Below are 24,565 nucleotides of genomic sequence, written 5' to 3'. Positions count from 1 at the left end.
CTCAGGCCAGATACCCGATCGCGAGCGTCAGCACGCCGAGACCGATCGACAGCGGCAGCCGCAGCGACAGCCACCAGTCCGGGCACAGCCCCGCCGCGCGCATCCGGTAATCGACGAACAGCGACCCCAGCAGCGACAGCCCGAGCAGCGCCATCGACGGTCCCGGCCACGCATCGCCGGTCGCCCAGGGCACTGCCGACACCAGCGCGATCAGCGACGGCGCCACCGCGGCGAACCACACCCAGCGCGGCGCCGGAGCCCGCGCCTGCGCCGCCAGACCCCACCACATCCCGCCAAGGAAGCTGAGGATCAGCGCGGCATAGGCATAGGACAGCGCCAGCGCAGTGAACCGCCCGCCGACGTCGCCCGCCGCCACCGCGATGAGCGCGAGGACCTGCGGCAACAGCCCGGCATAGCCGAGCCAGCGCGGCAACGGCGGCGGTGACGGATTGCCGAGTGGCGTCATGCGGTCAGAGGCGGGGTCTGCTGGTGCTGGACGACCTGCCAGTCGTCATGCGCACGGCGGCGATAGGTCGAGGTGCAGTGCGCCGCGTAATGCTCGTCGTCGCGGGCGACCGCGATATGATAGGCGACCACGATCAACCCCTCCTCGGGCCGTGCGATGCGCTGGGCGCTGAACGTCACCGACGTCCAGCGCGGCGTGTTCGCAACGGTGGCGACCGCCTCGTCGCCGCCCAGCACGTACGGCGGGACCGGCAGCACCATCAGGCACTCGGCGTCGATCAGCGCGCGGTAATGCTCGGCGTCGCCGGTCCACAGGCTTTCCTCGAATTCCCAAACGCGATTGTCGTCCATGATGTCTCTCCCGATGTCAGGATGCTCAAGACTTCGCAGCAGGCTAACGTTCCGCCGGATGCGGGGTCGCGGCGATTTTCCGCGCCCGTTGCGGCCATCCGGCGTCGCCCTACGTTAGGGTGGTGATGCTCTTCCAGAACCTACGCCCATGCTGACCGTCTGGCACGATGGCGGCTGTCCGCTGTGCCGCCGCGAAATCGCGTTTCTGCGGCGACTCGATCGCGGCCATCGGATCGAATTCGTCGACGTATCAGGCGACGGGCCGGTGTCGTGCCCGCTAGATCGTACCGCGATGCTCGCCCGCTTCCATGCGCGCGAGGACGGTCGCCTGCTGTCGGGTGCGGCGGCGTTTGCCGCGATGTGGCGCGCGATCCCTGTGCTGCGACCGATCGGGCTGGCGGCGCGCAACCCGCTGGTCCGGTCGCTGCTGGAGCGCGGCTATGGCGCGTTCCTGCGGCTGCGCCCGTCGCTGCAACGCATCGCGACGCGGCTGGAACGCGCATGATGAGGCCGAAACCCGATCCCGCGGCGCCGGGGCAGGAAAGCGTCTGGTCGTTCCCGCGCCCGGCGATCGCCGAGCTCAGCCCGGCTCACATCGTGATCGAGCATGCCGACGTGATCGTAGCCGATACGCGTGCGAGCGTACGCACGCTCGAGACCAGCCACCCGCCAAGCTATTACATCCCGCGCGACGACATCCGCGACGGCGTCCTGCGCCGCGCCGAGGGCAGCTCGTTCTGCGAATGGAAGGGCGCCGCGGTCTATTGGGACGTCGTGATCGGCGACATCGTCCTGCCGCGGGTAGGCTGGAGCTATCCGACGCCGACCGCACCGTTCGCGATGCTGCGGGATCATGTCGCCTTTTACGCGGAGCCGTTCGACCGGTGCAGCGTCGACGGCGAGACGGTCGTGCCGCAACCCGGCGGTTTCTATGGCGGCTGGATCACCAGCGCCTTCGCCGGACCGTTCAAGGGTATTCCGGGCAGCCGGCTATGGTAGATTTCAGGACCGAGACATGACCGACGACACGCGCGAGCGCGCAGTACCCAGCGGCCGGCTGTCGCGGCTCGGCGTGTTCGGCAAACTTGCGGGCGGGGTCGCGGGTGGCGTCATCGCCGAGGGTGCGCGGCGGCTGGCCGACGGACAGCGGCCGAAGATGGGCGAACTGTTGCTGACGCCTGCCAATATCGGCCGGGTCGCGGATCAGCTGTCGCATCTGCGTGGCGCCGCGATGAAGCTTGGGCAGATGATCTCGCTCGATGCCGGCGAATTCCTGCCGCCCGAACTGACGCAGATCCTCGCCAAGTTGCGCGACCGTGCGCACCACATGCCGCCGGCGCAGTTGCAACAGGTGCTGGCGCGCGACTGGGGCAAGGACTGGCGCCGCCGGTTCGCGCGGTTCGACGCCCATCCGCTGGCCGCCGCATCGATCGGCCAGGTCCACCGCGCGCGGACGCATGACGGCCGCGACCTGGCGATCAAGGTCCAGTATCCCGGCGTGCGCGAGAGCATCGACGCCGACGTCGACAACGTCGCGACGTTGCTGCGGGTGTCCGGCGCGCTGCCCAGGACGATCGACATCGCGCCGCTGCTCGCCGAGGCGAAACGGCAGTTGCACGAGGAAGCCGATTATCGCCGCGAGGGCGAGCAGCTGGCGCGGTTCGGTGCGCTGCTGGCGGACAGTCCGGACTATGTCGTCCCCGCGCTCGACCGCGAATTCTCCGCCGACGACGTGCTGGCGATGACCTTCGTCGAGGGCGTCCCGATCGAGACGCTCGAGGGCGCCGAGCAGGACGTCCGCGACACCGCGATCCGCAAGCTGGTCGCGCTGGTGCTGCGCGAGCTGTTCGAGTTCCGGCTGATGCAGACCGATCCGAATTTCGCCAATTATCGCTACCAGCCTGCGACCGGAAAACTGGTGCTGCTCGATTTCGGTGCGGCGCGCGACATCCAGGCCGAGACGGTCGAGGGGTATCGCGGGCTGTTGCTCGCCGGGCTTGCAGGCGACCGCGACGCGGTGCGCGAGGCGGCGGTCGCGGCGGGATTCCTGGGCGAGGCGGCGGTGACGCGGCACCGCGTGCTGGTCGACCGGATGACCGACGTGGTGCTGGGCGAACTCAACCGGTCCGGCCCGTTCGACTTCGGCGACCGCGCGTTCGTCGCGGTGCTGCGCGAACAGGGCGCGGCGATGGCGAGCGACCGCGACACCTGGCACGTCCCGCCGATCGACACGCTGTTCGTCCAGCGCAAGATCAGCGGCACCGCGTTGCTCGCCACCCGGCTGAAGGCACGGCTGGATGCGCGCGAGATGATCGGCGCGGCTTTGGCGGGTCGCTGAACCACCGTCTTGCCCGATCCGCGCGGCGCGGTTAGCCGTAGCGACAAAGGGGCAGGATCATGACCGGACTGACGAAACGTGGGTTTATCGGCGCGCTGATGGCGAGCGTCGCGGTGCCGGTACTTGGGCAGGGCGTAACGGCGGGCTCCGACGACTCTCGGCTGCTGAAATTCCTGGACGCGGCGTTCGATGCGCAGGTCGCGCTGAGCCCGGAGACGCAGACCAATCTGGGGCTCAAGACCGACAACGATCGGCTCGACGACTATACCGACGCCGCCGCGCAGCGCCGCCAGGCGCTGGAGGAGTCGCAGCTCGCCGAGATGAAGCGCAGCTTCGCGCCCGACCGGCTCGGCGTCGGTGCGCGGCTGAGCTATCGGCTGTTCGAGGATCAGGTCATCACCGACCGCCGCCAGTTCGCATTTCGCGACTACAGCTTTCCGGTGTCGACCAACGGCAGCCCGGCGGGGGACATCCCGGTCTTCCTGATCAACGAACACCGCGTCGACACCATCGCCGATGCGCGCGCCTATGTCGCCCGCCTGCGCGATTCGTTGCGGGTGATGCGCGAGATCGGGGCGAAGATGCGCGCGCAGGCGGCAAAGGGCATCGTGCCCCCCAAGATGGTGTTCGTCCCCGCGCGCAACGACGCCCGGCAGGTCGTCACCGGGGCACCGTTCGACACCGGCGCCGACAGCAGCCTGCTCGCCGACTTCAAGGCCAAGCTCGCCAAGCTGACCGCGCCCGAGGCCGTCAAGACGCAGCTGCTCGCCGACGTGATCGCCGCGCTGAAGGGTCCGTTCCGCGAAGGGTTCGACGTGCTGTTCGCGGCGCTTGACGCGATCGAGCCGCTGGCCAAGGGCAATGACGGCGCGTGGAGCCTGCCGAACGGCGCCGCCTATTACCAGTCGCGGCTGGCCTATTACACGACGACGGACCTGACCGCGGAACAGATCCATCAGCTCGGGCTCGACCGGGTCAAGGCGATCCATGCCGAGATGCAGGCGGTGATGACGCGGATCGGGTTCAAGGGCAGCCTTCAGGACCTGTTCGCCAGCCTGCGCACCGACCCGCGGTTCAAATATCCGAACACCGATGCCGGGCGTCAGCAGTATCTGAGCGACGCCCGCGCCGCGATCGCACAGACCATGGCAGCCGCACCCCGGTTCTTCCGCCGCCTGCCCAAGGCGCCGCTGGAGGTTCGCGCGGTCGAGGCGTGGCGGCAGGACACTGCGGCGGTGGCGTTCTACAACCAGCCCGCGCCCGACGGCTCGCGCCCCGGCATCTTCTACGTCAACCTCGCCGACATGAGGCAGGTTCAGAAGCCGCAGGTCGAGGGCATCGCGCATCACGAGGGCGCGCCAGGGCATCATTTCCAGATCGCCCGAGCGCAGGAACTGACCGACGTGCCGAAGTTCCGGCGGTTCGGCTATTACGGAGCGTATACCGAGGGCTGGGGCCTGTATTCGGAGCGCCTCGCCAAGGAGATGGGGGCGTATGCCGATCCCTATTCGGAGCTCGGGATGCTGTCGCTGCAGGTCTGGCGCGCGTGCCGGCTGGTGCTCGACACCGGCATGCATGCCAAGCGCTGGAGCCGCGACCAGGCGATCGCATACTTCACCGCGAACGCCCCGCTGTCGCAGCGCGACGTCACCAAGGAGGTCGATCGCTACATCAACAATCCGGGGCAGGCGACCAGTTATATGGTCGGGCAGTTGCGGATCGCTGGGTTGCGGAAGAAGGCGGAAGCGGCGTTGGGGGCTAAGTTCGACCTGCCCGACTTCCATGAGGTGGTGCTGGGTTCAGGCGCGCTGCCGCTGGGGGTGTTGGAGGAACAGGTCGATGCTTGGATCGCGGGCGTGAAGCGGGGGTAATCAGCGGGGTTTGGTAGTCTTCAACTAAGCCACCCCCCCGGCCGAGGCCGGGGCCCAGTTGGGAAGGCGGCGGTAACGGCGGATTGTCGTCCACCATTTTCGTCCCCCAACTGGGCCCCGGCCTGCGCCGGGGTGGGGCAGAAGCGTTACTTCGCCGCCACATCCTCGGCGTCGAACTCTGCAAACGCCTCGCGCACAGCCGTCGCCGCGGCATCGTCCGCCACCTCAACCGAGACCCGCACCTGGCCGTTCAGCGCCGCATCGTCGCGCTGCTCCGGGCTGGGTCCACCCGCTTCGTTGTCCGATCCGGCGACATCCTCACCCGCCGTATTTTCATCGCCCGCTGCGGCGACGGAGATCTTCGCGCGGTCGAGGCCGTGTTCCTGAACCAACCGCTCGACGGTCATCTCGGCTTCGCGCCGCGTGTCGAACTTCGCGGTCAATGTCGTCGCCATGGTGCTCTCCCAATGAAAAAGGAGGCCGGCGGTGTCGCCGGCCTCCTCGCATAACGTCGGGATCGCGTGTCGGTGCCGCGTTACTTCACCAACGCGGCCGACTGGTCGAGCGGCACCACCGGCAGCAGCACCGCGCTCGACTGCGCGCCGCCGCGGACGATCGTCACCGTTGCCGCCTTGTAGTCCGACTTCTTCGCCAGGAAGATGTTCGGCACGAAGGTCTGCGGGTTGCGATCGTAGAGCGGGAACTGGCTCGACTGGACCTGCACCATGATCTTGTGGCCCGGCTGGAACACATGGTTCACCGTCGGCAGGCGGAACTTGTACTCCTGCACCTTGCCCGCGGGGATCGCAGTCGGCTTGGAAAAGCTGTTGCGATAGCGGCCGCGGAAGATGTCCATGCTGATCGGCAGCTCGTATCCGCCCATCTTCGGATCGGTCGCGTTCTCGGCGGGATAGACGTCGATCACCTTGACGACGAAATCGCCATCGGTGCCGGTCGTCTTGGCGAAGATGTCCGCCATCGGCGTGCCCGACACGCGCACCGGCGCGGTCAGCGCCTCGGTGGTGTAGGTCATCACGTCGGGACGACCATCGACGCCGCGCTGGTCGCTGACCAGCCAGTCACCCCAGCGGCCGTCGCCGAAGTTCACCGGCCGCGGCAGATGCGGCACCGGCTTGGACGGGTCGGAGACATAGCTGTCGCCACCCGCGGTCGCGGCACCGAAGCCGAGCGCACCGCCGGCCTGCAGATAGATCGGCTTGAGCGGCGCCGCGCACCCGGTCGCGCACGCCAGCGGCCAGGTCGCGAACTTGTCCCAGTGGTTCTCGCCGGTGTTGTAGATCGTCGCGGCGGGCAGCGTGACCGCCGGACCATCCTTCAGATACTGGTTGAACAGGGGCAGCACCATGTCCTCGCGGAACTGCTCCGCGGTATCGCCATTCCATTCCAGCGGACCCAGGCTGCGACCCTCGCGGTTGACCTGGCTGTGCCGCCACGGCCCCATCACGAGGTGGTTGTTGCCGAGCTTGCCCTTGGCCTTCAGCGCTTCCCAGCTGTTGATCGCGCCGTACATGTCCTCCTGGTCCCACAGCCCCTGTTCCCAGATCGTGGGCACGTTCGACGGGTTCGCCGCGATCAGCTTGTCGAGCGCCTGGCCCTGCCAGAACTCGTCATAGGCCGGGTGCGCCACCATCCGCTGCCAATAGGGCAGCTGGTCGTATCCCGACTTCTTCGCCCAGTCGCCGGCCGAGCCGACGTCGCGGAAATTCTCGTAATCGTCGTATCCGCCGGTCGGGGGTGCCTTGCCTGGGCCCTTGTAGCCGGTCTGGCTGCCGAGCCACGCGATGTTGGCGAGGCGGAACGCGCCGTAATGGAACCAGTCGTCGCCCATCCAGCCGTCGATCATCGGGCTCTCGGGGGCCGCGACCTTCAGCGCCGGGTGCGGGGCGAGCAGCGCCATGACGACGGTGAAGCCTTCGTACGACGATCCGATCATGCCGACGCGACCGTTCGATTCGGGCAGGTTCGCCTTGTTCACCAGCCAGTCGATGGTGTCGTAGGCGTCGGTGACGTGATCGACCTTGGTCGGATTGAGCGGACCGATGACGGGACGCGTGACGACATAGTCGCCCTCCGAGCCGTATTTGCCGCGGATGTCCTGATAGACGCGGATATAGCCCGCCTTGACGAACATCTCGTCGGCGAGCGGCAGCGTCGCAAGGATGCTCGGGCTGTCGGCGCGGTTGGCGCGGCCCTTCGCGTTGTACGGCGTCCGGGTCAGCACGATCGGCGCGTTGGTGACGCCCTTCGGATAGACGATCACGGTGTACAGCTTGGTCCCGTCGCGCATCGGGATCATCACCTCGCGCTTCACATAGTCCTGCGCGGCGGTCGGCGGCACGAACTTGGCGGGGATGTCGCCACCGACGGGGGCGGTCACTGTTTGAGCAGGCGCGGTTGCGGCGAACGCGATCGAGGCGAGAAGGGCGAATTTCAGGTTCATTGGAATGGGCTCCGAAGACGATGCGGCGAAGCTAGGCGCAATCGGGGGGCGGGGGCAATCGCGATCCGGCGGCGACCGCTCAGATCGTTCGCGGCGTCCGCTTCGCCTTCCGGATACGCGGTTCAACGACCATGTCCGCGGCGGCCTTGATCTCCCTGCGAAGCTCGTCGCGCTTCTCGTGGATCGATGCGATCACCGGGCCCATCGCAACGCCCAGGTCGACCAGCACCGCCTCGGACAATTGCAGCGAGCTTTCCAGCGTCTCGGGAACCGCATCGGTGACGCCGGCACGGTAGAGTTCGGCGGCATGCGCGGTGTCGCGGGCGCGCGCGATGATCGGCAGGTCGGGCGCCAGCGCGCGAACCTGGCGCGCCAGACGCACCGTGAGCACAGGGTCGTCCATCGTCAGGATCAGCGCCTTGGCGGTGTGCAGTTTCAGCCGGTCGACCAGCTCGGCGCGCGCGACGTCGCCGAACAGCACCGGGTGGCCCTGGCGCCGGGCAGCGGCGACCGCGTCGATATCGGCCTCGACCGCGACATAGCGCTGGCCGTGGACCGCGAGCATCTCCGCGACCATCCGGCCGACCCGGCCGAAGCCGATGACGACGGTGCCGGGGCCATCGGCGTCGATCGCGATGTCGCCCGGGTCGGCGGCCGAGCGGCTTTCGATCCGACGCGAGACGGTGCTGCCGAGCTTGGCGAGCAACGGCGTGATGGTCAGGCCGATCGCGGTCACGGTCTGCCAGAACGACGCGGTGGAGGGCAGGATCAGTTGCGCCTGCGCCGCCGTCGCCAGCACGATCAGCGTGGTCTCGGACGGGCTGCCCATCAGCAACCCGGTTTCGGCCGCGACCCCGCGCCGCGACTGGGCGACGCGCAGGAACAGGAAGGTGACGACCGCCTTGACCGCGACCACGCCGACCACCGCGGCGAGCAGCGCCGGCCAGTTCTGCGCGATCAGCCGGAGGTCGAGGCTCATGCCCACGGTGATCAGGAACACCCCGAGCGCGAGCCCCTTGAACGGCGCGGTGATGACCTCGACCTCGCTGTGATATTCGGTCTCGGCGATCAGCAGCCCGGCCAGCAGCGCACCGACGATCGGCGACAGCCCGGCGGCGGTGGTCGCGACGCTGGCGACGATGACGACGAGCAGCGACGCGGCGAGGAACAGCTCCGGGCTCTTGGTCCGCGCCGCCTGCCCGAACAGCCGGGGCAGCACGATGCGGCCGCCGCAATACATCGCGACCACGGTCAGCCCGCCGCGCAGCGCGACGCCGGCGATGTTGGTCCATCCGTCACCGGTCGCGGTCGGGGCCAGCGCGCCGAGCACGAAGATGATCGGGACCAGCGCCAGATCCTCGAACAGCAGCATCGCGAACGCGCCGCGCCCGACGACGCCGGTGGTGCCGACCAGCGGCAGGACCAGCGCGGTCGACGACAGCGCGAGCGCGAAGCCGAGCCCCAGCGCGCCGGGCCAGCTCTGCCCGATGAAATGGATCGCGACGCCGATGATCAGCGCCGAGCCGATCAGTTCGGCCGCGCCGGTGCCGAACACCAGGCGCTTCATCGACCATAATCGACGGAACGAGAGTTCGAGACCGATGGAGAACAGCAGCAGGATGATCCCGAACTCGGCGAACGGTTCGATCGATTCCGGGCTGGATATGGTCAGGTAGTAGAGCCACGGCATGCGGTCGACCAGCGCGCCGAGCCCGGCGGGGCCGACCAGCAGGCCGACCAGGATGAAGCCGATCACCGGGCTGATCCGGAACCGCGCGAACGCCGGGATGACGAGGCCCGCTGCCCCGAGGATGACGAGCGCGTCGCTGAAACCGTGATTGTCGAGCCTGAGTGCCATGGCGGCTACCCTAGGGGAGGCATGTCGGGATTGTCACCCGTGCCGTCGTATCGCGCCCGATATGACTTTTGCGAGGGGTTGGTGTGGGTCGCAACGCATGCCGCCCACCGTCCGTCATCCTGACGAAAGTCAGGACCCAGAGCCAAGAGCGCAGTCCTGTGTAACCCTGGGTCCTGACTTTCGTCAGGATGACGGGAGGTAAGGAGGCCCCGCTCCCGTTTCGGGGGAGCGGGGCAGTCCGATCAGGCCCAGTTGGCCATTTCGGTTTCGAGGTTGGCACGGACCTGTTCGAAGAACTGCTCGGTGGTCATCCACGGCTGGTTCGGGCCGATCAGGATCGCGAGATCCTTGGTCATGTGGCCGTCCTCGACGGTCTTCACGCAGACCCGCTCGAGCGTCTCGGCGAACTTGGTGACGTCCGGAGTATCGTCGAACTTGCCGCGATACTTGAGGCCACCGGTCCATGCGAAGATCGACGCGATCGGGTTGGTCGAAGTCGCCTTGCCCTGCTCGTGCATGCGGAAGTGGCGCGTCACGGTGCCGTGCGCGGCTTCGGCCTCGACGACGCTGCCGTCCGGAGTCAGCAGGATCGAGGTCATCAGGCCAAGCGAGCCGAAGCCCTGTGCGACCTGGTCCGACTGGACGTCGCCGTCATAGTTCTTGCACGCCCAGACGAACTCGCCGTTCCACTTCAACGCCGATGCGACCATGTCGTCGATCAGGCGATGCTCGTAGACGATGTTCGCGTCCTTGAACTTGTCCTTGAACTCGGCCTCGAACACCTCGGCGAAGATGTCCTTGAAGCGGCCGTCATAGGCCTTGAGGATGGTGTTCTTGGTCGACAGGTAGACCGGCCATTTCAGGTTGAGGCCGTAGTGCATCGATGCGCGCGCGAAATCGCGGATCGAATCGTCGAGGTTGTACATCGCCATCGCGACGCCGGGGCCCTCGAACTGGAACACTTCGCGGTCGATGACCTGGCCGTCGTCGCCCTCGAACACCAGGCGCAGCTTGCCGGGGCCGGGGATCAGATAGTCGGTCGCGCGGTACTGGTCGCCGAACGCGTGGCGGCCGACGACGATCGGGTGGGTCCAGCCCGGGATCAGGCGGGGGACGTTCTTGATCACGATCGGCTCGCGGAAGATCGTCCCGCCGAGGATGTTGCGGATCGTGCCGTTGGGCGAACGCCACATCTTCTTCAGGCCGAATTCGGCGACGCGTGCCTCGTCCGGCGTGATCGTCGCGCACTTCACCGCGACGCCGTATTTCTGCGTCGCCTTGGCGCTGTCGATCGTGACCTGGTCGTCGGTGGCGTCGCGATGCTCGATGCCGAGATCGTAATAATCGAGTTCGATGTCGAGATACGGCTTGATCAGGCGCTCACGGATCCATTCCCAGATGATCCGCGTCATCTCGTCGCCGTCGATCTCCACGACGGGCGTCTTTACCTTGATCTTGGCCATTACCAGTTCCTTTGGGGGAGGGGGTTTGCGCCGCGTCTAGGGGAGGGGGCGGCGGGGATCAACCGGGGGCGGGCTCCATCCCCCTACTTCCGTCATCCTGACGAAAGTCAGGACCCAGAGCCCAGAACGCCGCATCCCGTAACCCTGGGTCCTGACTTTCGTCAGGATGACGGGGAATGTTGCGTTGCGTAAACGACGCTCCAGCGTTGTGTCGTACGAAAACCACGGATAGACCGAAGACATGCCATCGCTAGACACGCCGCCCGTCCTGACCCCCACGGTCAAATGGCGATTTCCCGCAGTCCATCCGGAAGGCTATAAATACGTCGCGATCGCGACCGGAATCACGCTGTTGCTGACGATCGTCAGCAACGTGCTGTTCTGGCCGATGGTCGGCGTCGTGATCTGGGTCGCGACCTTCTTTCGCGATCCGGTGCGGACCACGCCGCAGGGCCAGGGTCTGATCGTCGCGCCGGCCGATGGCCTGATCACGATGATCCAGCGCATGCCGGTCCCGCGCGAGCTGGCGGGCGTCAACGGGCTGGGCGACGCGCCGCTGATGCGGGTGTCGATCTTCATGTCGGTGTTCGACGTCCACATCAATCGCACGCCGATCGCCGGCACGATCAAGCAGGTCGTCTATATCTCGGGCAAGTTCGTCAACGCCGACCTCGACAAGGCGTCGGAAGAAAATGAGCGCCAGCATTTCGTCGTCGAAGGCCGCGACGGCCAGCGGGTCGGCTTCACCCAGATCGCAGGCCTCGTCGCGCGCCGCATCCTGGGCTTCGTAAAGGCCGGCGACATGGTCGCGGCCGGCCAGCGGATCGGGCTGATCCGTTTCGGTAGCCGTGTCGATGTCTTTCTTCCCGAGAACGTCGTGCCGCAGGTTGCGCTCGGCCAGCGCAGCATCGCTGGCGAGACTGTCCTCGGCCGCGTCGCTGGCGTGCCGGTTACGGGCGTCGCGCAGTGATGCCACCACGACGGTTGCCACGGCCGCCGCGCGGACTGCCGTTGCGGGCGGTCGCGCCCAATGCGGTCACCGCGCTGGCGCTGTGTTCGGGTCTGACCGGCGTGCGGTTCGCGATCGCCGGCGAATGGCAGAGCGCAGTGGCGATGATCATGGTCGCCGGCGTGCTCGACGGGGTCGACGGCCGGATCGCGCGGATGCTGCACGGCGAGAGCCGGTTCGGTGCGGAGCTCGATTCGCTGTCCGATGCGATCTCATTCGGGGTCGCGCCCGCGCTGATTCTCTATCTATGGTCGCTGTCGGCGCTGCCGCGGGTCGGATGGATCTGCTCGCTGATCTTCGCGGTGTTCTGTGCGCTGCGCCTCGCGCGCTTCAACGCCAAGATCGACGAGACCGACCAGCCGCATAAGTCCGCCGGCTTCCTCACCGGCGTTCCCGCGCCGGTGGGGGCGGGGCTGGCGTTGATGCCGATGTTCTTCTGGTTCTGGACCGACGATGCGCGGTTCGCATCGCCCTGGTTCGTCGCGCCCTGGGTCGCGTTCATTGCGATGCTGATGGTGTCTAGCGTCGCAACCTTCACCTGGGGGTCGCTCAAGCTGCGGCGGAACATCCGGTTCGAGGCGCTGGCGGGGTTCGTCCTGCTCGGCGCCGCGCTGGTCAGTGCACCCTGGCACACGCTCAGCGCGATTTGCGTCATCTATCTCGCGCTGATGCCGTTCAGCGTCGCGAGCTATACCAAGGTCAGGCGGCTGCGCGCCATTTCCGCGACGACACCAATGTCTGCGACGACGCCCAGCGCCTGACGGTGATCCGGCGGTCGGCGACCATCACGGTCCCGACCGTCGTGAATGCGGGTTCGACATGACCCGTCGCGAGGCGGACGATGCGCTGCCACTGCGGCGCGATCGACGTTGCGATCACGGCTACCGAAAGGGCCAGCGCGCCCGCGAAAATCAAAATGCTCAGAACAACCATCTCGTCGCCTCCCGGGAAGTCGCGAACGTTTCCCAACATCCGCTAATGTTTTGTTAGGAATTTCGTTCCGTTCGTCGCATTTTTACCGAGCCAAATCGGATGAATAACGCGGCGAGTCGGTCTTCCGTCCCTGTCTGAACCCTGTATGTTCTCATTGCGTTCCATCCGTCAACCCCTTGCGTTTCGCGGAGGCGTCGGCTAGGGGCCCGCGCTCTACAAACCCGCATGGGAAGCATCATAGCCCGGTGCGCGACGGCCACGGTTACCGTAGCCAAGCGTCATCCGCTTCCCAGAGGCACAACCGGAAGGATATATCCCTATGGCGGCTCCAGTCGTCTCCATGCAGCAGCTCATCGAAACGGGCGCGCATTTCGGCCACCAGACTCATCGGTGGAACCCCAAGATGAAGCCTTACATCTTCGGTGATCGCAACGGCGTCCACATCCTCGATCTTTCGCAGACCGTGCCGCTGTTCGCGCGCGCTCTCGAGTTCGTCTCGTCGGCTGTTGCCGGCGGCGGCAAGGTCCTGTTCGTCGGCACCAAGCGCCAGGCGCAGGAGCCCGTCGCGGACGCAGCGCGTCGTTCGGGCCAGCACTTCGTCAACCATCGCTGGTTGGGCGGCATGCTCACCAACTGGAAGACCATCTCGGGTTCGATCAAGCGTCTCAAGACGCTCGAGGAAATGCTGTCGGGCGACACCGTCGGCCTGACCAAGAAGGAAGTCCTTCAGCTTACCCGTGAAAAGGACAAGCTCGAGCTTTCGCTGGGCGGCATCCGCGACATGGGCGGCGTTCCCGACGTGATGTTCGTGATCGACGCGAACAAGGAAGAGCTGGCGATCAAGGAGGCCAACACGCTGGGTATTCCCGTCGTCGCGATCCTCGATTCGAACGTGTCGCCGGACGGCATCGCCTTCCCGGTTCCCGCGAACGACGACGCAGCCCGCGCCATCCGCCTGTACTGCGAGGCGATCGCGATCGCAGCGACGCGCGGCGGCCAGGAGCAGCAGCGCCGCACCGGTGCCGACATCGGCGCGATGATCGAGCCGCCGAAGGAAGAGGCTGTTGCAGAGCCGGTCGTGGAAGCTTCGGCCGACACGACGGAAGTTGCCGCGAACGCCGACATCGCGGCTGAGTTCGCAGCCGAGGGCGAGCGCCAGATCGACGCATAAGCGTCGTCGCCGAAACGTCATGCGGGCGGGGTAGGGCGAAACCCTGCCTCGCCCGCACTCATATTCAGATCAGAAGGATGACAGACATGGCCGATATTACGGCAGCGATGGTCAAGGACCTCCGCGAAACGAGCGGCGCGGGCATGATGGATTGCAAGAAGGCGCTGAACGAGACCAACGGCGACATGGAAGCCGCGGTCGACTGGCTGCGCACCAAGGGTCTCGCGGCCGCCGCAAAGAAGTCCAGCCGCACCGCGGCCGAGGGCCTGGTCGGCGTTGCGGTGTCGGGTACCAAGGGTGCCGCCGTCGAGGTCAACTCCGAGACCGACTTCGTCGCGAAGAACGACCAGTTCCAGCAGTTCGTCCGTGACGTCACCCAGATCGCGCTCGCGACCGGCGGCGACGTCGACGCGCTGAAGACGCAGGCGATGCCATCGGGCAAGACCGTCGAGGAGGTCCTGACCAACAACGTCGCGACGATCGGCGAGAACCAGTCGCTGCGCCGTTCGAAGACGCTCGAAGTGACCAAGGGCGCGGTCGTTCCCTATGTCCACAACGCAGCGGCACCGGGCCTCGGCAAGATCGGCGTGCTCGTCGCGCTCGAATCGGATGCGGCGGACGACGTGCTCCAGGCACTCGGCAAGCAGATCGCGATGCACATCGCGGCGGCTTTCCCGAAGGCACTGAACGAGAGCGACCTCGACGAAGCCGAGATCGAGCGCGAGCGCGCGATCGCGACCGAGAAGGCAGCGGATTCGGGCAAGCCTGCCGACATCATCGCAAAGATGGTCGAGGGCGGCATCGCCAAGTACCGCAAGGAGCATGCGCTGGTCAGCCAGCTGTTCGTGATGGACGGCAAGACCAAGATCTCCGACGTCGTCGCCAAGGCCGGCAAGGATGCCGGCGCCGAGATCAAGCTGGTGGACTATGTCCGCTTCCAGCTCGGCGAGGGCATCGAGAAGGAAGCATCGGACTTCGCCGCCGAAGTCGCTGCCGCTTCGGGCGTGCCGCAGGCACCCCAGGCGTAACCTGACGTCTCCCTCGCCCCTCCGGGGAGAGGGAGGGGGCCCGCGGCTACCTGGCCGTGGGAAGGGTGAGGGGAGTGGTGAGGTCTCGAACCTCGCGCCCCTCATCCGGCCCTGCCGGGCCACCTTCTCCCCAGCGGGGAGAAGGATCAGGGCTTCGCTCAAATACTGCGTCGTCATCCCCGCGCAGGCGGGGATCCATAAACTCCGGGCGCAGTGATAGATCGCGCGATCAGCCAGTATGGGTTCCCGCCTCCGCGGGAATGACGGCAGCTTTTCCAGAGTGCTCGCCCCGAACGCGATTTCCGTCTCATCTCCGTCGAGATTCGGTGCAGCCGCCTCGCACCCGCTTCACATCGGCGGCCCCTCCGCCTAAGGTCCGCGCCGCCCCGCCAATCACAATTCGAGATTTATGACGCCTCCGCGATACAAGCGTATTCTGCTGAAACTGTCGGGCGAGGTCCTGATGGGGACGTCCGGCCTGTCGATCGACACCGAAGTCACCGCGCGCGTTGCCGGCGAAATCGCAGACGTCAAAGCCAAGGGTTACGAGATCTGCATCGTTGTCGGCGGCGGCAACATCTTCCGCGGCATGGCGGGCGCCGCGCGCGGCATGGACCGGGCGACCGGCGACTATATGGGCATGCTCGCGACCGTGATGAACGCGCTCGCGGTGCAGAACGCGCTTGAGCAGATCGGCATCGACACCCGCGTCCAGTCGGCGATCCCCATGGCCAGCGTCTGCGAACCCTTCATCCGCCGCCGTGCCGAGCGTCACCTGGAAAAGGGTCGCGTCGTGATCTTTGCGGCCGGTGTCGGTAGCCCCTATTTCACCACCGATTCCGGTGCTGCGCTACGCGCCGCCGAGATGAAGTGCGACGCGCTGTTCAAGGGCACCAGCGTCGACGGCGTGTACAGCGCGGATCCCAAGAAGGATCCGACCGCGACCCGCTACGAGACGATCTCGTACAGCACCGTGCTGTCCGAGGATCTGAAGGTCATGGACGCGAGCGCGATCGCCTTGTGCCGCGACAACAATATCCCGATCGTCGTCTTCAACATCCGCGAGCCCGGCAATCTTGCCGCGGTGCTGGCGGGTGAGGGTGTGTCGACGATCGTCCAGAACGAGCAGGAGCTTTAAGATGGCAGCCTATGACAAGACCGACCTCGAACGCCGCATGGCGGGTGCCGTCGAAGCGCTGAAGGGCGATCTCGGCGGCCTGCGTACCGGCCGTGCGTCGACCGCGTTGCTCGATCCGGTGATGGTGACGGTGTACGGATCGTCGATGCCGCTGAACCAGGTCGCGACCGTGTCGGCGCCCGAACCGCGGATGCTGTCGGTGCAGGTCTGGGACAAGTCGAACGTCGGCCCGACCGACAAGGCGATCCGTTCGGCCGGTCTCGGGCTCAACCCGATCGTCGACGGCCAGACGCTGCGCCTGCCGATCCCGGATCTGACTGAGGAGCGCCGCAAGGAGCTCGCCAAGCTTGCCGGCCAGTATGCCGAAAAGGCGCGCATCGCGGTCCGTAACGTCCGCCGTGACGGCATGGACAGCCTGAAGACCGACGAGAAGAAGGGCGTGTTCAGCGAGGACGAGCGCAAGCGCCACGAGACCGAGGTGCAGAAGCTGACCGACGCGACGATCGCCGATCTCGATGCGACCGCGACGGCCAAGGAAAAGGAAATCATGGGGAAGTGACGGGCAAACAGCGACCGCTGTTTAGCGCATGCCGGGGGCATGCGCGGCCCGGCACTCCTTGTGACGTCGTGCGATGAGCAGCGTGCCCATCCTTTCCGCGGTCCCGGTAACCGCGCTGGTGCCGCGCCACGTCGCGATCATCATGGACGGCAATGGCCGCTGGGCGAAGAAGCGGTTCCTGCCGCGCTTCGCCGGGCACCGTGCCGGCGTCGAGGCGGTACGCAAAGTCACCCGCGCCGCGCGTGCGATGGGGATCGAGGCGCTGACGCTCTATGCATTCTCGTCGGAGAATTGGCGCCGCCCGGCCGAGGAGGTCAGCGACCTGATGGGGCTGTTGCGGCATTTCATCCGCAGCGACCTCGACGAACTGGTCCGCGAGAACGTCCGCCTTCGCGTGATCGGCGACTATCGCAGCTTTTCCCCCGATCTGGTCGCGATGGTCGACGACGCGATCGCGAGCACCGCCGGCAATACCGGACCGATCCTGGCGATCGCGCTGAATTATGGCGCGCAGGCCGAGCTGGTCGTCGCCGCGCAACGCCTGGCAGCGCGCGCCGCGCGCGGTGAACTCGATCCGTCCGCGATCGATTCCGACGCGATCGAAGCTGAGCTCGACACCCGCGACCTGCCGCCGCTCGACCTGATGATCCGTACCTCGGGCGAACAGCGGCTGTCGAACTTCCTGCTGTGGCAGGCCGCGTATGCCGAACTGCTGTTCGTCGACACGCTGTGGCCCGATTTCGACGGCGCCGCGCTGGCCGATGCGGTGGCCGCGTTCGGGCTTCGCCAGCGTCGCTATGGTGGCCTTTGACGACTCCTGACGAAAAGCTGCGGACGCCGTCGAACCTGCAGCTTCGGGTGTTCGCGAGCATCGCGATGATCGGCGTCGCGACCGTGGCGCTGGTGCTCGGCGGTATCGTGTTCTGGATACTCGCGATCGTCGTCGCGCTGTTCATGATGGCCGAATGGTCGTCGCTCCACGGCGCCGATGCGCGGACCAAGCGGCTGGCGCAGCTCAGCCTGTCGGTGCCGCTGGCGCTGATGGCGCCGGCATCGCTGCTGCTGGTGGTCCATGACTTCTTCACGCTGGGGCTGCTGGCGGGTGCGGCGTTCTTCGTCGTGATCGTGACGCGCAAGCCGCAGTTGGCGCTCGGCGTGCTGTATTGCGGGCTGCCGGTGTTCGCGCTGATGATCATCCGCCGCCAGCATGAAGGCATCGTCTTCACGCTGTGGGCGCTCTCGCTGGTCTGGGCCTGCGACATTGGCGCGTACTTCACCGGGCGGACGCTCGGCGGACCCAAGCTTGCGCCCGTGATCAGCCCGAACAAGACCTGGTCGGGGCTGATCGGCGGCGTGGTGCTGGCCAGCCTGGTCGCGACGCTGCTGCATTTCCAATACGGCCTGCCGCTGCGGCTGACCCTGGCGACGCCGGTGCTCGCGGTGCTGGCGCAGGCCGGCGATCTCTACGAGAGCTGGCTGAAGCGCCGTGCGGGGGTCAAGGACAGCGGCAACATCCTGCCCGGGCATGGCGGCATCCTCGACCGCCTCGACGGGCTGGTGCCGGTCGCACCGGTGGCCGCGTTCCTCGTTCTGCTGCCGCACCTATACCGATGAAGACGGTCACGATTCTGGGGGCGACCGGATCGGTCGGGACGTCGACGCTCGACCTGATCGAGCGCGAGCCCGACCGCTTCCGCGTCGTTGCGCTGACCGCCAATTGCGACGTCGGCCGGCTCGCGGCGGCGGCGATCCGTACCAAGGCCGAGTTCGCCGTCGTAGCCGACGAAGCTTGCCTGCCCGCGCTGCGCGACGCGTTGGCAGGCAGCGGCGTACGGGCAGGGGGCGGGCCCGCCGCGATCCGTGAGGCGGCGATGTCCGGTGCCGAATGGACGATGGGCGCGATCGTCGGATGCGCCGGGCTGGAACCGGTGATGGCGGCGATCGAGGGCGGTCGCACCGTCGTCATCGCCAACAAGGAGCCGCTGGTCTCTGCCGGCGAAGTGATCCTGGCCGCCGCGGCGCGGACCGGTGCGACGCTGCTCCCGGCGGACTCCGAGCACAACGCGATCTTCCAGTGCCTCGACCCGACCCGGCTGGAGCGCGTCCGGCGAATCATCCTGACCTGCAGCGGTGGGCCGTTTCGCGACTGGTCGCTGGAGCGAATGCGGACGGTGACGCCCGAACAGGCGGTGGCGCACCCGAACTGGTCGATGGGCGCGAAGATCTCGGTCGATTCGGCGACCTGCATGAACAAGGGACTCGAACTGATCGAGGCGGCGCGGTTGTTCCCGATCCCGCACGACCGGATCGAGATCGTGATTCACCCGCAATCGGTTATCCACAGCCTGGTCGATCATGTCGACGGCTCGGTCCTCGCGCAGCTGGGCCCGCCCGACATGCGGACGCCGATCGCGCATACGCTGGCCTGGCCCGACCGAATGGCGACGCCGATGGCACCGCTCGACCTCGTCGCGATCGGCCGGCTCGATTTCGAGGCGCCCGACCCGGTGCGCTTTCCGGCGTTGCGGCTGGCACGCGAGGCGCTCGACGCCGACGGCGCACGGCCCGCGATCCTCAACGCCGCGAATGAAGTCGCGGTCGAGGCGTTCCTACAGCGGCGGATCGGCTTCCTCGAAATTGCCGCAATCGTCGAGCATATCGTGACGTGCTACGACCCGGCCGCGCCGGACAGCGTCGACGCCGTGTTGGGCATCGACGCCGAGGCGCGAATCCTGGCGGGCGAGCGCGTGAAGGATCTGGCTTGATCGAAACTCCCGGCATCCTGATGACCATATTGTCCTTCGCGCTCGTGATCGGGCCGCTCGTGTTCGTCCACGAGCTGGGGCATTATCTCGCCGGTCGGATCTTCGGGGTTAAGGCCGACGCCTTCTCGATCGGTTTCGGCCGTGAGATCGCCGGCTTCACCGACCGCCGCGGCACCCGCTGGAAGTTCGGCTGGCTGCCGCTCGGTGGCTACGTCAAGTTCGCCGGCGACATGAACCCGGCCAGCCAGCCGTCCGCCGACTGGCTCGCGCTGCCCGCCGCGGAGCGCCAGCAGACCTTTCAGGCCAAGACCGTCTGGCAGCGCGCGATCATCGTCGCCGCCGGGCCGTTCGTGAATTTCGTCGTCGCGATCCTCATTCTTGCCGGTTTCGCGATGGCATATGGCGATATCCGCATGCCCCCGGTCGTCGGCGGCACCGCCCCGGCCAGCCCGGCAGCGCAGATCGGCCTGCAAATCGGCGACCGCGTCACCGCGCTCGGTGGCCGGTCGGTCGAGACGTTCGACGACATGGTCCGCTATGTCCGCATCCATGCCGGCGAGACGGTCCGCGTCGACGCGATCCGCGGAGGCCAGTCCTTCACGCGCGACGCGCTGATCGCCACCGACGTGCAGCGCGACCGCTTCGGCAACGAATATCGCGTTGGTCGGCTCGGGATCATCGGCGGCACGCCGATCGTCGTCCCGGTTACCGTGCTTGAGGCGCCAGGAGTCGCGGTGCGGCGTACCGGCCAGATCGTTTCGATGATGGTCGAGACGCTGGGGCAGGTCATCACCGGTCGCCGCTCGGTCAAGGAACTCGGCGGACCGCTGAGCATCGCGAAGGTCTCGGGCGAACAGATGGCGCTGGGCCTCGACGCCTATGTCTTCCTGATCGCGCTGGTTTCGATCAATCTCGGGTTCATCAATCTTTTGCCAGTGCCGATGCTCGATGGCGGGCACCTGTTCTTCTACGCGATCGAGGCCGTGCGTCGCCGGCCGGTCGAGCCGCAGGTCCAGGAATGGGCGTTTCGCGGGGGTTTGGCAGCCATCCTGGCGCTCATGCTGCTCGTCACATTCAACGATTTGGGCAATTTCGGCCTCTGGAAGAATTTGGCCGGCTTGATCGGGTGACGCCGTTAGGGCAGGGCGTGCGCGGTGTGAGCCGCGTACTTGGCACATTTTCGGGGTATATGGTGACAGTGACTTCAGTTTCCCCATTCGGCGGCCGTGCCGTCGCTATGCTGCTCACGGGCACCATGCTCGCCGGTCTTGCCGTGCCTGCGGAGGCTCAGCGTGGCCAACGCGGCGGCGGCGGTGGCCGTCCGCGCGGCGAAGGTCGGCCGAGCGCCGGCCCTGCACAGGCGATTCCCGCAGCCACGCCGCAGGGGCCTGGGGTCGTCGTTACCGATCCAAACGCGTTGACGATCAAAACGTTGCGTGTCGAAGGATCGCAGCGCATCGAACCCGAGACGGTGCTGAGCTACACGCGCCTCCGCGTCGGCATCAAATACACCGCGGAGACGCTCGACCAGGCGCTGAAGGACCTGCAGGCCAGCGACCTGTTCGCGGATTATTCGATCTCGGGCGTCGCCGACGGCAACATCGTGCTGCGCATCCGCGAGAACCCGATCATCAACCGCGTGATCCTCGAGGGTAACAAGGCGCTGAAAAGCGACAAGATCACCAAGGAGATCAAGCTCGCACCGCGGCAGATCTTCACGCGCACCGCGGTCCGCCAGGATATCGGCCGGATCATCGAGCTGTATCGCCGCCAGGGCCGCTTCGCCGCGGTGGTCGATCCGAAGATGGTCAATCTCGACCAGAATCGCGTCGACGTGGTGTTCGAGATCAGCGAAGGGCCGAAATCGAAGGTCCGCCAGATCAACATCATCGGCAACGAGGTGTTCTCCGACGACAAGATCCGCGGCCAGATGGCGACCAAGCAAGCGCGCTTCTTCCGCCTGCTGTCGTCCGCCACGACCTATGACCAGGATCGCCTGAGCTACGACCAGCAGAAGCTGCGCCAGTTCTACCTGACCGAGGGCTATGCCGATTTCCGCGTGACGTCGGCAGTGGCCGAGCTGACGCCGGACAAGAAGGACTTCATCATCACGTACGTGGTGGAGGAGGGCAAGCGCTACAAGTTCGGCGACGTCACCGTCGACAGCCAGATCCGCGACTTCGACAACAACAAGCTGGCGGCCTCGTTGCCGCTCAAGAAGGGCGACTGGTACAACGCCAAGCTCGTCGAGGATTCGGTCGACAACCTCAGCCAGACCGCCGGTTTGTTCGGCTATGCGTTCACCGAGGTGAACCCGGAGTTCCAGAAGGACGCCGATACCCTGACGATGGGTATCAACTTCAACATCGCCGAAGCGAAGCGCACCTACGTCGAGCGCGTCGAGATCAACGGCAACACCCAGACCCAGGACAAGGTCGTCCGCCGCGAGATCCGTCTCGCCGAGGGCGACGCGTTCAACAGCTTCCAGGTCAAGCGCTCGCAGGATCGCATCAACTCGCTGGGCTATTTCCAGGACAAGATGGAGATCAAGCAGAACCCCGGTTCCGCGCCCGACCGCGTCATCCTCGAAACCAACCTCGAAGAGAAGTCGACCGGCGAACTGCAGCTGTCTGCCGGCTATTCGAGCCTCGAACGCTTCATCATCCAGGCGAACATCACCCAGCGCAATTTCCGCGGCAAGGGCCAGGAACTGCGCGCCGGCGTCAACTATTCGAGCTACTCGAAGTCGATCGAGCTGGGCTTCACCGAGCCGTATCTGTTCGACAAGAACATCGCGCTCGGCGGCGACCTGTTCCGCCGCGACTACAACTCGTTCAACTATGTCGGCAACGATCGCCAGACCAACTATTCGCAGGTCTCGACCGGCTTCCAGCTGCGCGCCGGTGTGCCGCTGACCGAATACTGGTCGCTGTCGGGCCGCTATGGTCTGTCGTATGACGAGGTCAGCCTCGACAGCCAGTATCTGAACGCCGACGGGTCGTGCAACCTAGAGGTCGCGGGACGCTATCTCTGCGAGGCGATCGGCAACCGCTGGACGTCGTCGGTCGGGTATTCGATCAGCCGCGATACGCTCAACAGCCGCCTGCGCCCGACCGCCGGGTCGCGTTTCTCGTTCAGCCAGGATTTCGCCGGGCTCGGCGGCGACGTGAAGTACATCCGCACCCGCCTCGAAGGGTCGAAGTACAAGAACCTCGGCAGCGGGTTCATCGGTTCGATCGTCGCCGAGGGTGGGTACATCCACTCGCTCGAAAGCGCGCGTGCCGATGGCGGTGACCGGGTCCGCATCACCGACCGCTTCTATCTCGGCGAACCGCAGTTCCGCGGCTTCGACATCCGCGGCGTCGGTCCTCGCGTGCTGCGCGCGGCGTACATTACCGCGGCGGACGGTACCCAGTCGGTGCAGACCGACCGCGACCAGATCCAGGACGACGCGCTCGGCGGCCGTGCCTATTACCTGGCACGGGCGGAAATCGAGATCCCATTGGGCTCGGGCGCGCGTGAACTCGGGCTGCGGCCATCGATCTACGCACAGGTCGGCAGCCTGTTCGGCGTGACCAAGCCGGCGCCGACGTTCACCTATCAGCAGGCGGTGAACGCCGCTGGCGTCGCGCAGTTCAACGCGGATGGCTCGCCGACCTATCTGCCGAACCAGTATAAGGACAGCGCGGGCAACCTGCTGTTCACCGTGCCGACCGGCGCGGTCGGCGAGGGGACCACGACCACGTGTCCGGTCGGGACGATCGACGCGACGACCAAGGCCTGTGTCGGTACGGTCGCCAATGCGAAGTTCATCAACCCGAACATTTACCAGGAGCAGTTCCTGGGCAATTCCGCCAAGCCGCGCCTGTCGGTCGGTATTGGCGTGAACTGGAATTCGCCGTTCGGTCCGCTGCGGATCGATCTGGCCAAAGCCTTCCTCACCCAGAAGGGTGACGATCCCAAACTCATTACTTTCAACGTAGGGACACAGTTCTGATGACGACGTTCAAGACGCTTCTCCTCGCCGCCGCGCTCGTTGCCCCGGCGACCCTCGCAGCATCCGCTGCCGATGCGCAGACCACCAGCGTCGGTGTGGTCGATCCGCAGGGCGCGATCGCCGGCTCCAAGGCCTGGTCGACTGCCCGCACGCAGATCGAGGCTACGTACAAGACCCAGCTCGATCAGGCTGATGCCCGCCGCCGCGCGATCGCGACCGAGCTGCAGCCGCTGGTGACCGCGTTCCAGACCGCACAGCGTGCGCCGAACCCGAACGCTGCGGCGCTGCAGACGCAGGCTCAGGCGATCCAGGCGCGTGAGAACGCCGCCAACCAGGAACTCGCTCGTTTGACGCAGCCGGCGCAGCGCGCACAGCAGTACGTGATCGAGCAGATCCAGGCGAAGCTCGGCGACGCGGTGACCAACGTCACCAAGGCGAAGAACATCGGCATGGTCGTCCGTCCTGACGCGGTGCTGTTCGCACAGCCGGTCGCCGACATCACGCCCGCGATCACGACCGAGCTCGACCGCCTGGTTCCGACCGTCAGCACCGCGGTTCCTGCCAACTGGCAGCCGAACCAGCAGGGTCAGGCCCAGGGCGCAGCCCCTGCCGCGGCCGCTCCTGCAGCAACGCGCACCGGCCGGCCTGCTCAGGGCCGGTGAGCGACGCCGCCAATACCGCGTCGGGCACCGCCCTCGGCCCGCTCGATATCGGGCGGGTGATGGCGGCACTGCCGCATCGATACCCGATGCTGCTGGTCGATCGTGTCGAGGAGCTGATCCTCGACACGTCGATCACCGCGATCAAGGCGGTGACGATCAACGAGCAGTTCTTCCAGGGGCATTTCCCTGGACGGCCGATCATGCCCGGCGTGCTGATCGTCGAGGCGATGGCGCAGGCGGCGGGAATTCTCGCGGTCGAATCGCTGGGTCTCGCTGGGTCCGGCAAGCTGGTCTATTTCATGGCGATCGACGGTGCGAAGTTCCGCAAGCCGGTCGAACCCGGCGTGCTCCTGACGCTCGAAGTGTCGTTCGTCCAGAAGCGCAGTTCGGTCTGCAAGTTCGCCGGCCGCGCGCTGGTCGATGGCCAGCTGGCGGCGGAGGCGAACTTCACCGCGATGATCGCCGACCCGCCAAAGGCGTGAACCTTGCAAGGCAG

The 24,565-nt window shown here is 66.5% G+C and carries 24 protein-coding genes; 17 read left to right on the top strand and 7 right to left on the bottom strand.

Translation table 11 applies throughout. The annotated features are described in order from the left end of the window. Position 1 precedes the first annotated feature (1 nt). Both SJY20_RS11705 and SJY20_RS11700 read right to left on the bottom strand, forming a co-directional pair. Entirely contained in the window at positions 2–466 is a 465-nt protein-coding gene (locus tag SJY20_RS11705) for a DUF3429 domain-containing protein (protein ID WP_380787096.1), read from the bottom strand. After that, the gene (locus SJY20_RS11700) at positions 463–816 is read right to left on the bottom strand and encodes a DUF4440 domain-containing protein (RefSeq protein WP_380787095.1); all 354 of its coding nucleotides are present in this window, start codon (positions 814–816) and stop codon (positions 463–465) included. The genes SJY20_RS11705 and SJY20_RS11700 overlap by 4 nt, the downstream gene beginning before the upstream one ends. Positions 817–964: 148 nt before the next feature. Between SJY20_RS11700 and SJY20_RS11695 the strand changes: the two genes are divergently transcribed. The 4 genes from SJY20_RS11695 (at position 965) to SJY20_RS11680 (ending at position 5,025) form a co-directional block, all read left to right on the top strand. Further along, positions 965–1,321 (top strand): thiol-disulfide oxidoreductase DCC family protein, encoded by a 357-nt coding sequence (locus SJY20_RS11695; protein ID WP_380787094.1) that lies wholly within the window; start codon positions 965–967, stop codon positions 1,319–1,321. Beyond that, positions 1,321–1,815, top strand: coding sequence for a DUF427 domain-containing protein (locus SJY20_RS11690; protein ID WP_380788675.1), 495 nt, complete (start codon positions 1,321–1,323; stop codon positions 1,813–1,815). The genes SJY20_RS11695 and SJY20_RS11690 overlap by 1 nt, the downstream gene beginning before the upstream one ends. Before the next feature lie 16 nt (positions 1,816–1,831). Then, positions 1,832–3,154 (top strand): ABC1 kinase family protein, encoded by a 1,323-nt coding sequence (locus SJY20_RS11685; RefSeq protein WP_380787093.1) that lies wholly within the window; start codon positions 1,832–1,834, stop codon positions 3,152–3,154. 98 nt (positions 3,155–3,252) lie between these two features. Further along, a complete protein-coding gene (locus SJY20_RS11680; RefSeq protein ID WP_380788673.1) occupies positions 3,253–5,025 on the top strand; it encodes a DUF885 domain-containing protein in 1,773 nt (590 codons plus the stop codon). A 146-nt stretch (positions 5,026–5,171) separates the two neighbouring features. Here the strand turns inward: SJY20_RS11680 and SJY20_RS11675 are convergent, their stop codons facing one another. From SJY20_RS11675 to SJY20_RS11660, 4 genes are all read right to left on the bottom strand, one after another. Further along, entirely contained in the window at positions 5,172–5,480 is a 309-nt protein-coding gene (locus SJY20_RS11675) for a hypothetical protein (protein ID WP_380787092.1), read from the bottom strand. Positions 5,481–5,560: 80 nt separating this feature from the next. Next, positions 5,561–7,486: a CocE/NonD family hydrolase gene (locus SJY20_RS11670; RefSeq protein ID WP_380787091.1), complete on the bottom strand. Its 1,926-nt coding sequence runs from the start codon at positions 7,484–7,486 to the stop codon at positions 5,561–5,563. A 79-nt stretch (positions 7,487–7,565) separates the two neighbouring features. Further along, positions 7,566–9,344 carry a cation:proton antiporter gene (locus tag SJY20_RS11665; protein WP_380787090.1) on the bottom strand — a complete coding sequence of 593 codons (1,779 nt, stop codon included), beginning with the start codon at positions 9,342–9,344 and terminating at the stop codon, positions 7,566–7,568. 242 nt (positions 9,345–9,586) lie between these two features. Continuing rightward, on the bottom strand, positions 9,587–10,807 hold the full coding sequence (locus SJY20_RS11660) for an NADP-dependent isocitrate dehydrogenase (RefSeq protein ID WP_380787089.1): 1,221 nt from the start codon (positions 10,805–10,807) through the stop codon (positions 9,587–9,589). A 241-nt stretch (positions 10,808–11,048) separates the two neighbouring features. On the opposite strand from SJY20_RS11660, the gene SJY20_RS11655 reads away from it, so the two are divergent. Then, the gene (locus SJY20_RS11655; RefSeq protein WP_380787088.1) at positions 11,049–11,777 is read left to right on the top strand and encodes a phosphatidylserine decarboxylase; all 729 of its coding nucleotides are present in this window, start codon (positions 11,049–11,051) and stop codon (positions 11,775–11,777) included. Continuing rightward, on the top strand, positions 11,777–12,577 hold the full coding sequence (locus SJY20_RS11650) for a CDP-alcohol phosphatidyltransferase family protein (protein WP_380788671.1): 801 nt from the start codon (positions 11,777–11,779) through the stop codon (positions 12,575–12,577). Before SJY20_RS11655 ends, SJY20_RS11650 begins: the two co-directional genes overlap by 1 nt. On the opposite strand, the gene SJY20_RS11645 is transcribed toward SJY20_RS11650, so the two are convergent. Further along, positions 12,516–12,749: a hypothetical protein gene (locus SJY20_RS11645; RefSeq protein ID WP_380787087.1), complete on the bottom strand. Its 234-nt coding sequence runs from the start codon at positions 12,747–12,749 to the stop codon at positions 12,516–12,518. The two genes, SJY20_RS11650 and SJY20_RS11645, sit on opposite strands and share 62 nt — an antisense overlap. A 319-nt stretch (positions 12,750–13,068) precedes the next feature. Between SJY20_RS11645 and rpsB the strand changes: the two genes are divergently transcribed. The 11 genes from rpsB to fabZ all read left to right on the top strand — a co-directional run bounded on the left by rpsB (position 13,069) and on the right by fabZ (position 24,551). Further along, positions 13,069–13,920: a 30S ribosomal protein S2 gene (gene rpsB, locus SJY20_RS11640; RefSeq protein WP_380787086.1), complete on the top strand. Its 852-nt coding sequence runs from the start codon at positions 13,069–13,071 to the stop codon at positions 13,918–13,920. Positions 13,921–14,006: 86 nt separating this feature from the next. After that, the gene (gene tsf / locus SJY20_RS11635) at positions 14,007–14,948 is read left to right on the top strand and encodes a translation elongation factor Ts (RefSeq protein ID WP_380787085.1); all 942 of its coding nucleotides are present in this window, start codon (positions 14,007–14,009) and stop codon (positions 14,946–14,948) included. 409 nt (positions 14,949–15,357) lie between these two features. Then, positions 15,358–16,086, top strand: a complete 729-nt coding sequence (gene pyrH / locus SJY20_RS11630) for a UMP kinase (RefSeq protein ID WP_380787084.1) — start codon at positions 15,358–15,360, stop codon at positions 16,084–16,086. Position 16,087: 1 nt separating this feature from the next. Then, the gene (gene frr, locus SJY20_RS11625; protein ID WP_380787083.1) at positions 16,088–16,645 is read left to right on the top strand and encodes a ribosome recycling factor; all 558 of its coding nucleotides are present in this window, start codon (positions 16,088–16,090) and stop codon (positions 16,643–16,645) included. A 73-nt stretch (positions 16,646–16,718) separates the two neighbouring features. Beyond that, positions 16,719–17,456, top strand: coding sequence for an isoprenyl transferase (locus SJY20_RS11620; protein ID WP_380787082.1), 738 nt, complete (start codon positions 16,719–16,721; stop codon positions 17,454–17,456). Continuing rightward, positions 17,453–18,259, top strand: a complete 807-nt coding sequence (locus SJY20_RS11615; protein WP_380787081.1) for a phosphatidate cytidylyltransferase — start codon at positions 17,453–17,455, stop codon at positions 18,257–18,259. The genes SJY20_RS11620 and SJY20_RS11615 overlap by 4 nt, the downstream gene beginning before the upstream one ends. Beyond that, positions 18,256–19,410, top strand: coding sequence for a 1-deoxy-D-xylulose-5-phosphate reductoisomerase (gene dxr / locus SJY20_RS11610; protein WP_380787080.1), 1,155 nt, complete (start codon positions 18,256–18,258; stop codon positions 19,408–19,410). Before SJY20_RS11615 ends, dxr begins: the two co-directional genes overlap by 4 nt. Continuing rightward, the gene (rseP, locus tag SJY20_RS11605; protein ID WP_380787079.1) at positions 19,407–20,540 is read left to right on the top strand and encodes an RIP metalloprotease RseP; all 1,134 of its coding nucleotides are present in this window, start codon (positions 19,407–19,409) and stop codon (positions 20,538–20,540) included. Before dxr ends, rseP begins: the two co-directional genes overlap by 4 nt. Before the next feature lie 59 nt (positions 20,541–20,599). Then, on the top strand, positions 20,600–23,407 hold the full coding sequence (gene bamA, locus SJY20_RS11600) for an outer membrane protein assembly factor BamA (RefSeq protein ID WP_380788669.1): 2,808 nt from the start codon (positions 20,600–20,602) through the stop codon (positions 23,405–23,407). After that, on the top strand, positions 23,407–24,069 hold the full coding sequence (locus SJY20_RS11595; protein WP_380787078.1) for an OmpH family outer membrane protein: 663 nt from the start codon (positions 23,407–23,409) through the stop codon (positions 24,067–24,069). The genes bamA and SJY20_RS11595 overlap by 1 nt, the downstream gene beginning before the upstream one ends. Then, complete coding sequence (fabZ, locus tag SJY20_RS11590) at positions 24,066–24,551, top strand: 3-hydroxyacyl-ACP dehydratase FabZ (RefSeq protein WP_380787077.1); 486 nt, start codon at positions 24,066–24,068, stop codon at positions 24,549–24,551. Before SJY20_RS11595 ends, fabZ begins: the two co-directional genes overlap by 4 nt. Positions 24,552–24,565 lie beyond the last annotated feature (14 nt).

This window comes from Sphingomonas sp. R86521, from assembly GCF_042466235.1.
GTDB lineage: Bacteria > Pseudomonadota > Alphaproteobacteria > Sphingomonadales > Sphingomonadaceae > Sphingomonas.
The sequence above is the reverse complement of the archived record's forward strand: the minus strand, read 5'-3'. Positions and strand labels throughout refer to the sequence as shown.

Bases quoted from the DNA above. Each gene is read 5' to 3' on its own strand.
- SJY20_RS11705 (WP_380787096.1), bottom strand. From the start codon at position 466: ATGACGCCACTCGGCAATCCGTCACCGCCGCCGTTGCCGCGCTGGCTC.
- SJY20_RS11700 (WP_380787095.1), bottom strand. From the start codon at position 816: ATGGACGACAATCGCGTTTGGGAATTCGAGGAAAGCCTGTGGACCGGC.
- SJY20_RS11695 (WP_380787094.1), top strand. From the start codon at position 965: ATGCTGACCGTCTGGCACGATGGCGGCTGTCCGCTGTGCCGCCGCGAA.
- SJY20_RS11690 (WP_380788675.1), top strand. From the start codon at position 1,321: ATGAGGCCGAAACCCGATCCCGCGGCGCCGGGGCAGGAAAGCGTCTGG.
- SJY20_RS11685 (WP_380787093.1), top strand. From the start codon at position 1,832: ATGACCGACGACACGCGCGAGCGCGCAGTACCCAGCGGCCGGCTGTCG.
- SJY20_RS11680 (WP_380788673.1), top strand. From the start codon at position 3,253: ATGGCGAGCGTCGCGGTGCCGGTACTTGGGCAGGGCGTAACGGCGGGC.
- SJY20_RS11675 (WP_380787092.1), bottom strand. From the start codon at position 5,480: ATGGCGACGACATTGACCGCGAAGTTCGACACGCGGCGCGAAGCCGAG.
- SJY20_RS11670 (WP_380787091.1), bottom strand. From the start codon at position 7,486: ATGAACCTGAAATTCGCCCTTCTCGCCTCGATCGCGTTCGCCGCAACC.
- SJY20_RS11665 (WP_380787090.1), bottom strand. From the start codon at position 9,344: ATGGCACTCAGGCTCGACAATCACGGTTTCAGCGACGCGCTCGTCATC.
- SJY20_RS11660 (WP_380787089.1), bottom strand. From the start codon at position 10,807: ATGGCCAAGATCAAGGTAAAGACGCCCGTCGTGGAGATCGACGGCGAC.
- SJY20_RS11655 (WP_380787088.1), top strand. From the start codon at position 11,049: ATGCCATCGCTAGACACGCCGCCCGTCCTGACCCCCACGGTCAAATGG.
- SJY20_RS11650 (WP_380788671.1), top strand. From the start codon at position 11,777: ATGCCACCACGACGGTTGCCACGGCCGCCGCGCGGACTGCCGTTGCGG.
- SJY20_RS11645 (WP_380787087.1), bottom strand. From the start codon at position 12,749: ATGGTTGTTCTGAGCATTTTGATTTTCGCGGGCGCGCTGGCCCTTTCG.
- rpsB (WP_380787086.1), top strand. From the start codon at position 13,069: ATGGCGGCTCCAGTCGTCTCCATGCAGCAGCTCATCGAAACGGGCGCG.
- tsf (WP_380787085.1), top strand. From the start codon at position 14,007: ATGGCCGATATTACGGCAGCGATGGTCAAGGACCTCCGCGAAACGAGC.
- pyrH (WP_380787084.1), top strand. From the start codon at position 15,358: ATGACGCCTCCGCGATACAAGCGTATTCTGCTGAAACTGTCGGGCGAG.
- frr (WP_380787083.1), top strand. From the start codon at position 16,088: ATGGCAGCCTATGACAAGACCGACCTCGAACGCCGCATGGCGGGTGCC.
- SJY20_RS11620 (WP_380787082.1), top strand. From the start codon at position 16,719: ATGAGCAGCGTGCCCATCCTTTCCGCGGTCCCGGTAACCGCGCTGGTG.
- dxr (WP_380787080.1), top strand. From the start codon at position 18,256: ATGAAGACGGTCACGATTCTGGGGGCGACCGGATCGGTCGGGACGTCG.
- bamA (WP_380788669.1), top strand. From the start codon at position 20,600: ATGGTGACAGTGACTTCAGTTTCCCCATTCGGCGGCCGTGCCGTCGCT.
- SJY20_RS11595 (WP_380787078.1), top strand. From the start codon at position 23,407: ATGACGACGTTCAAGACGCTTCTCCTCGCCGCCGCGCTCGTTGCCCCG.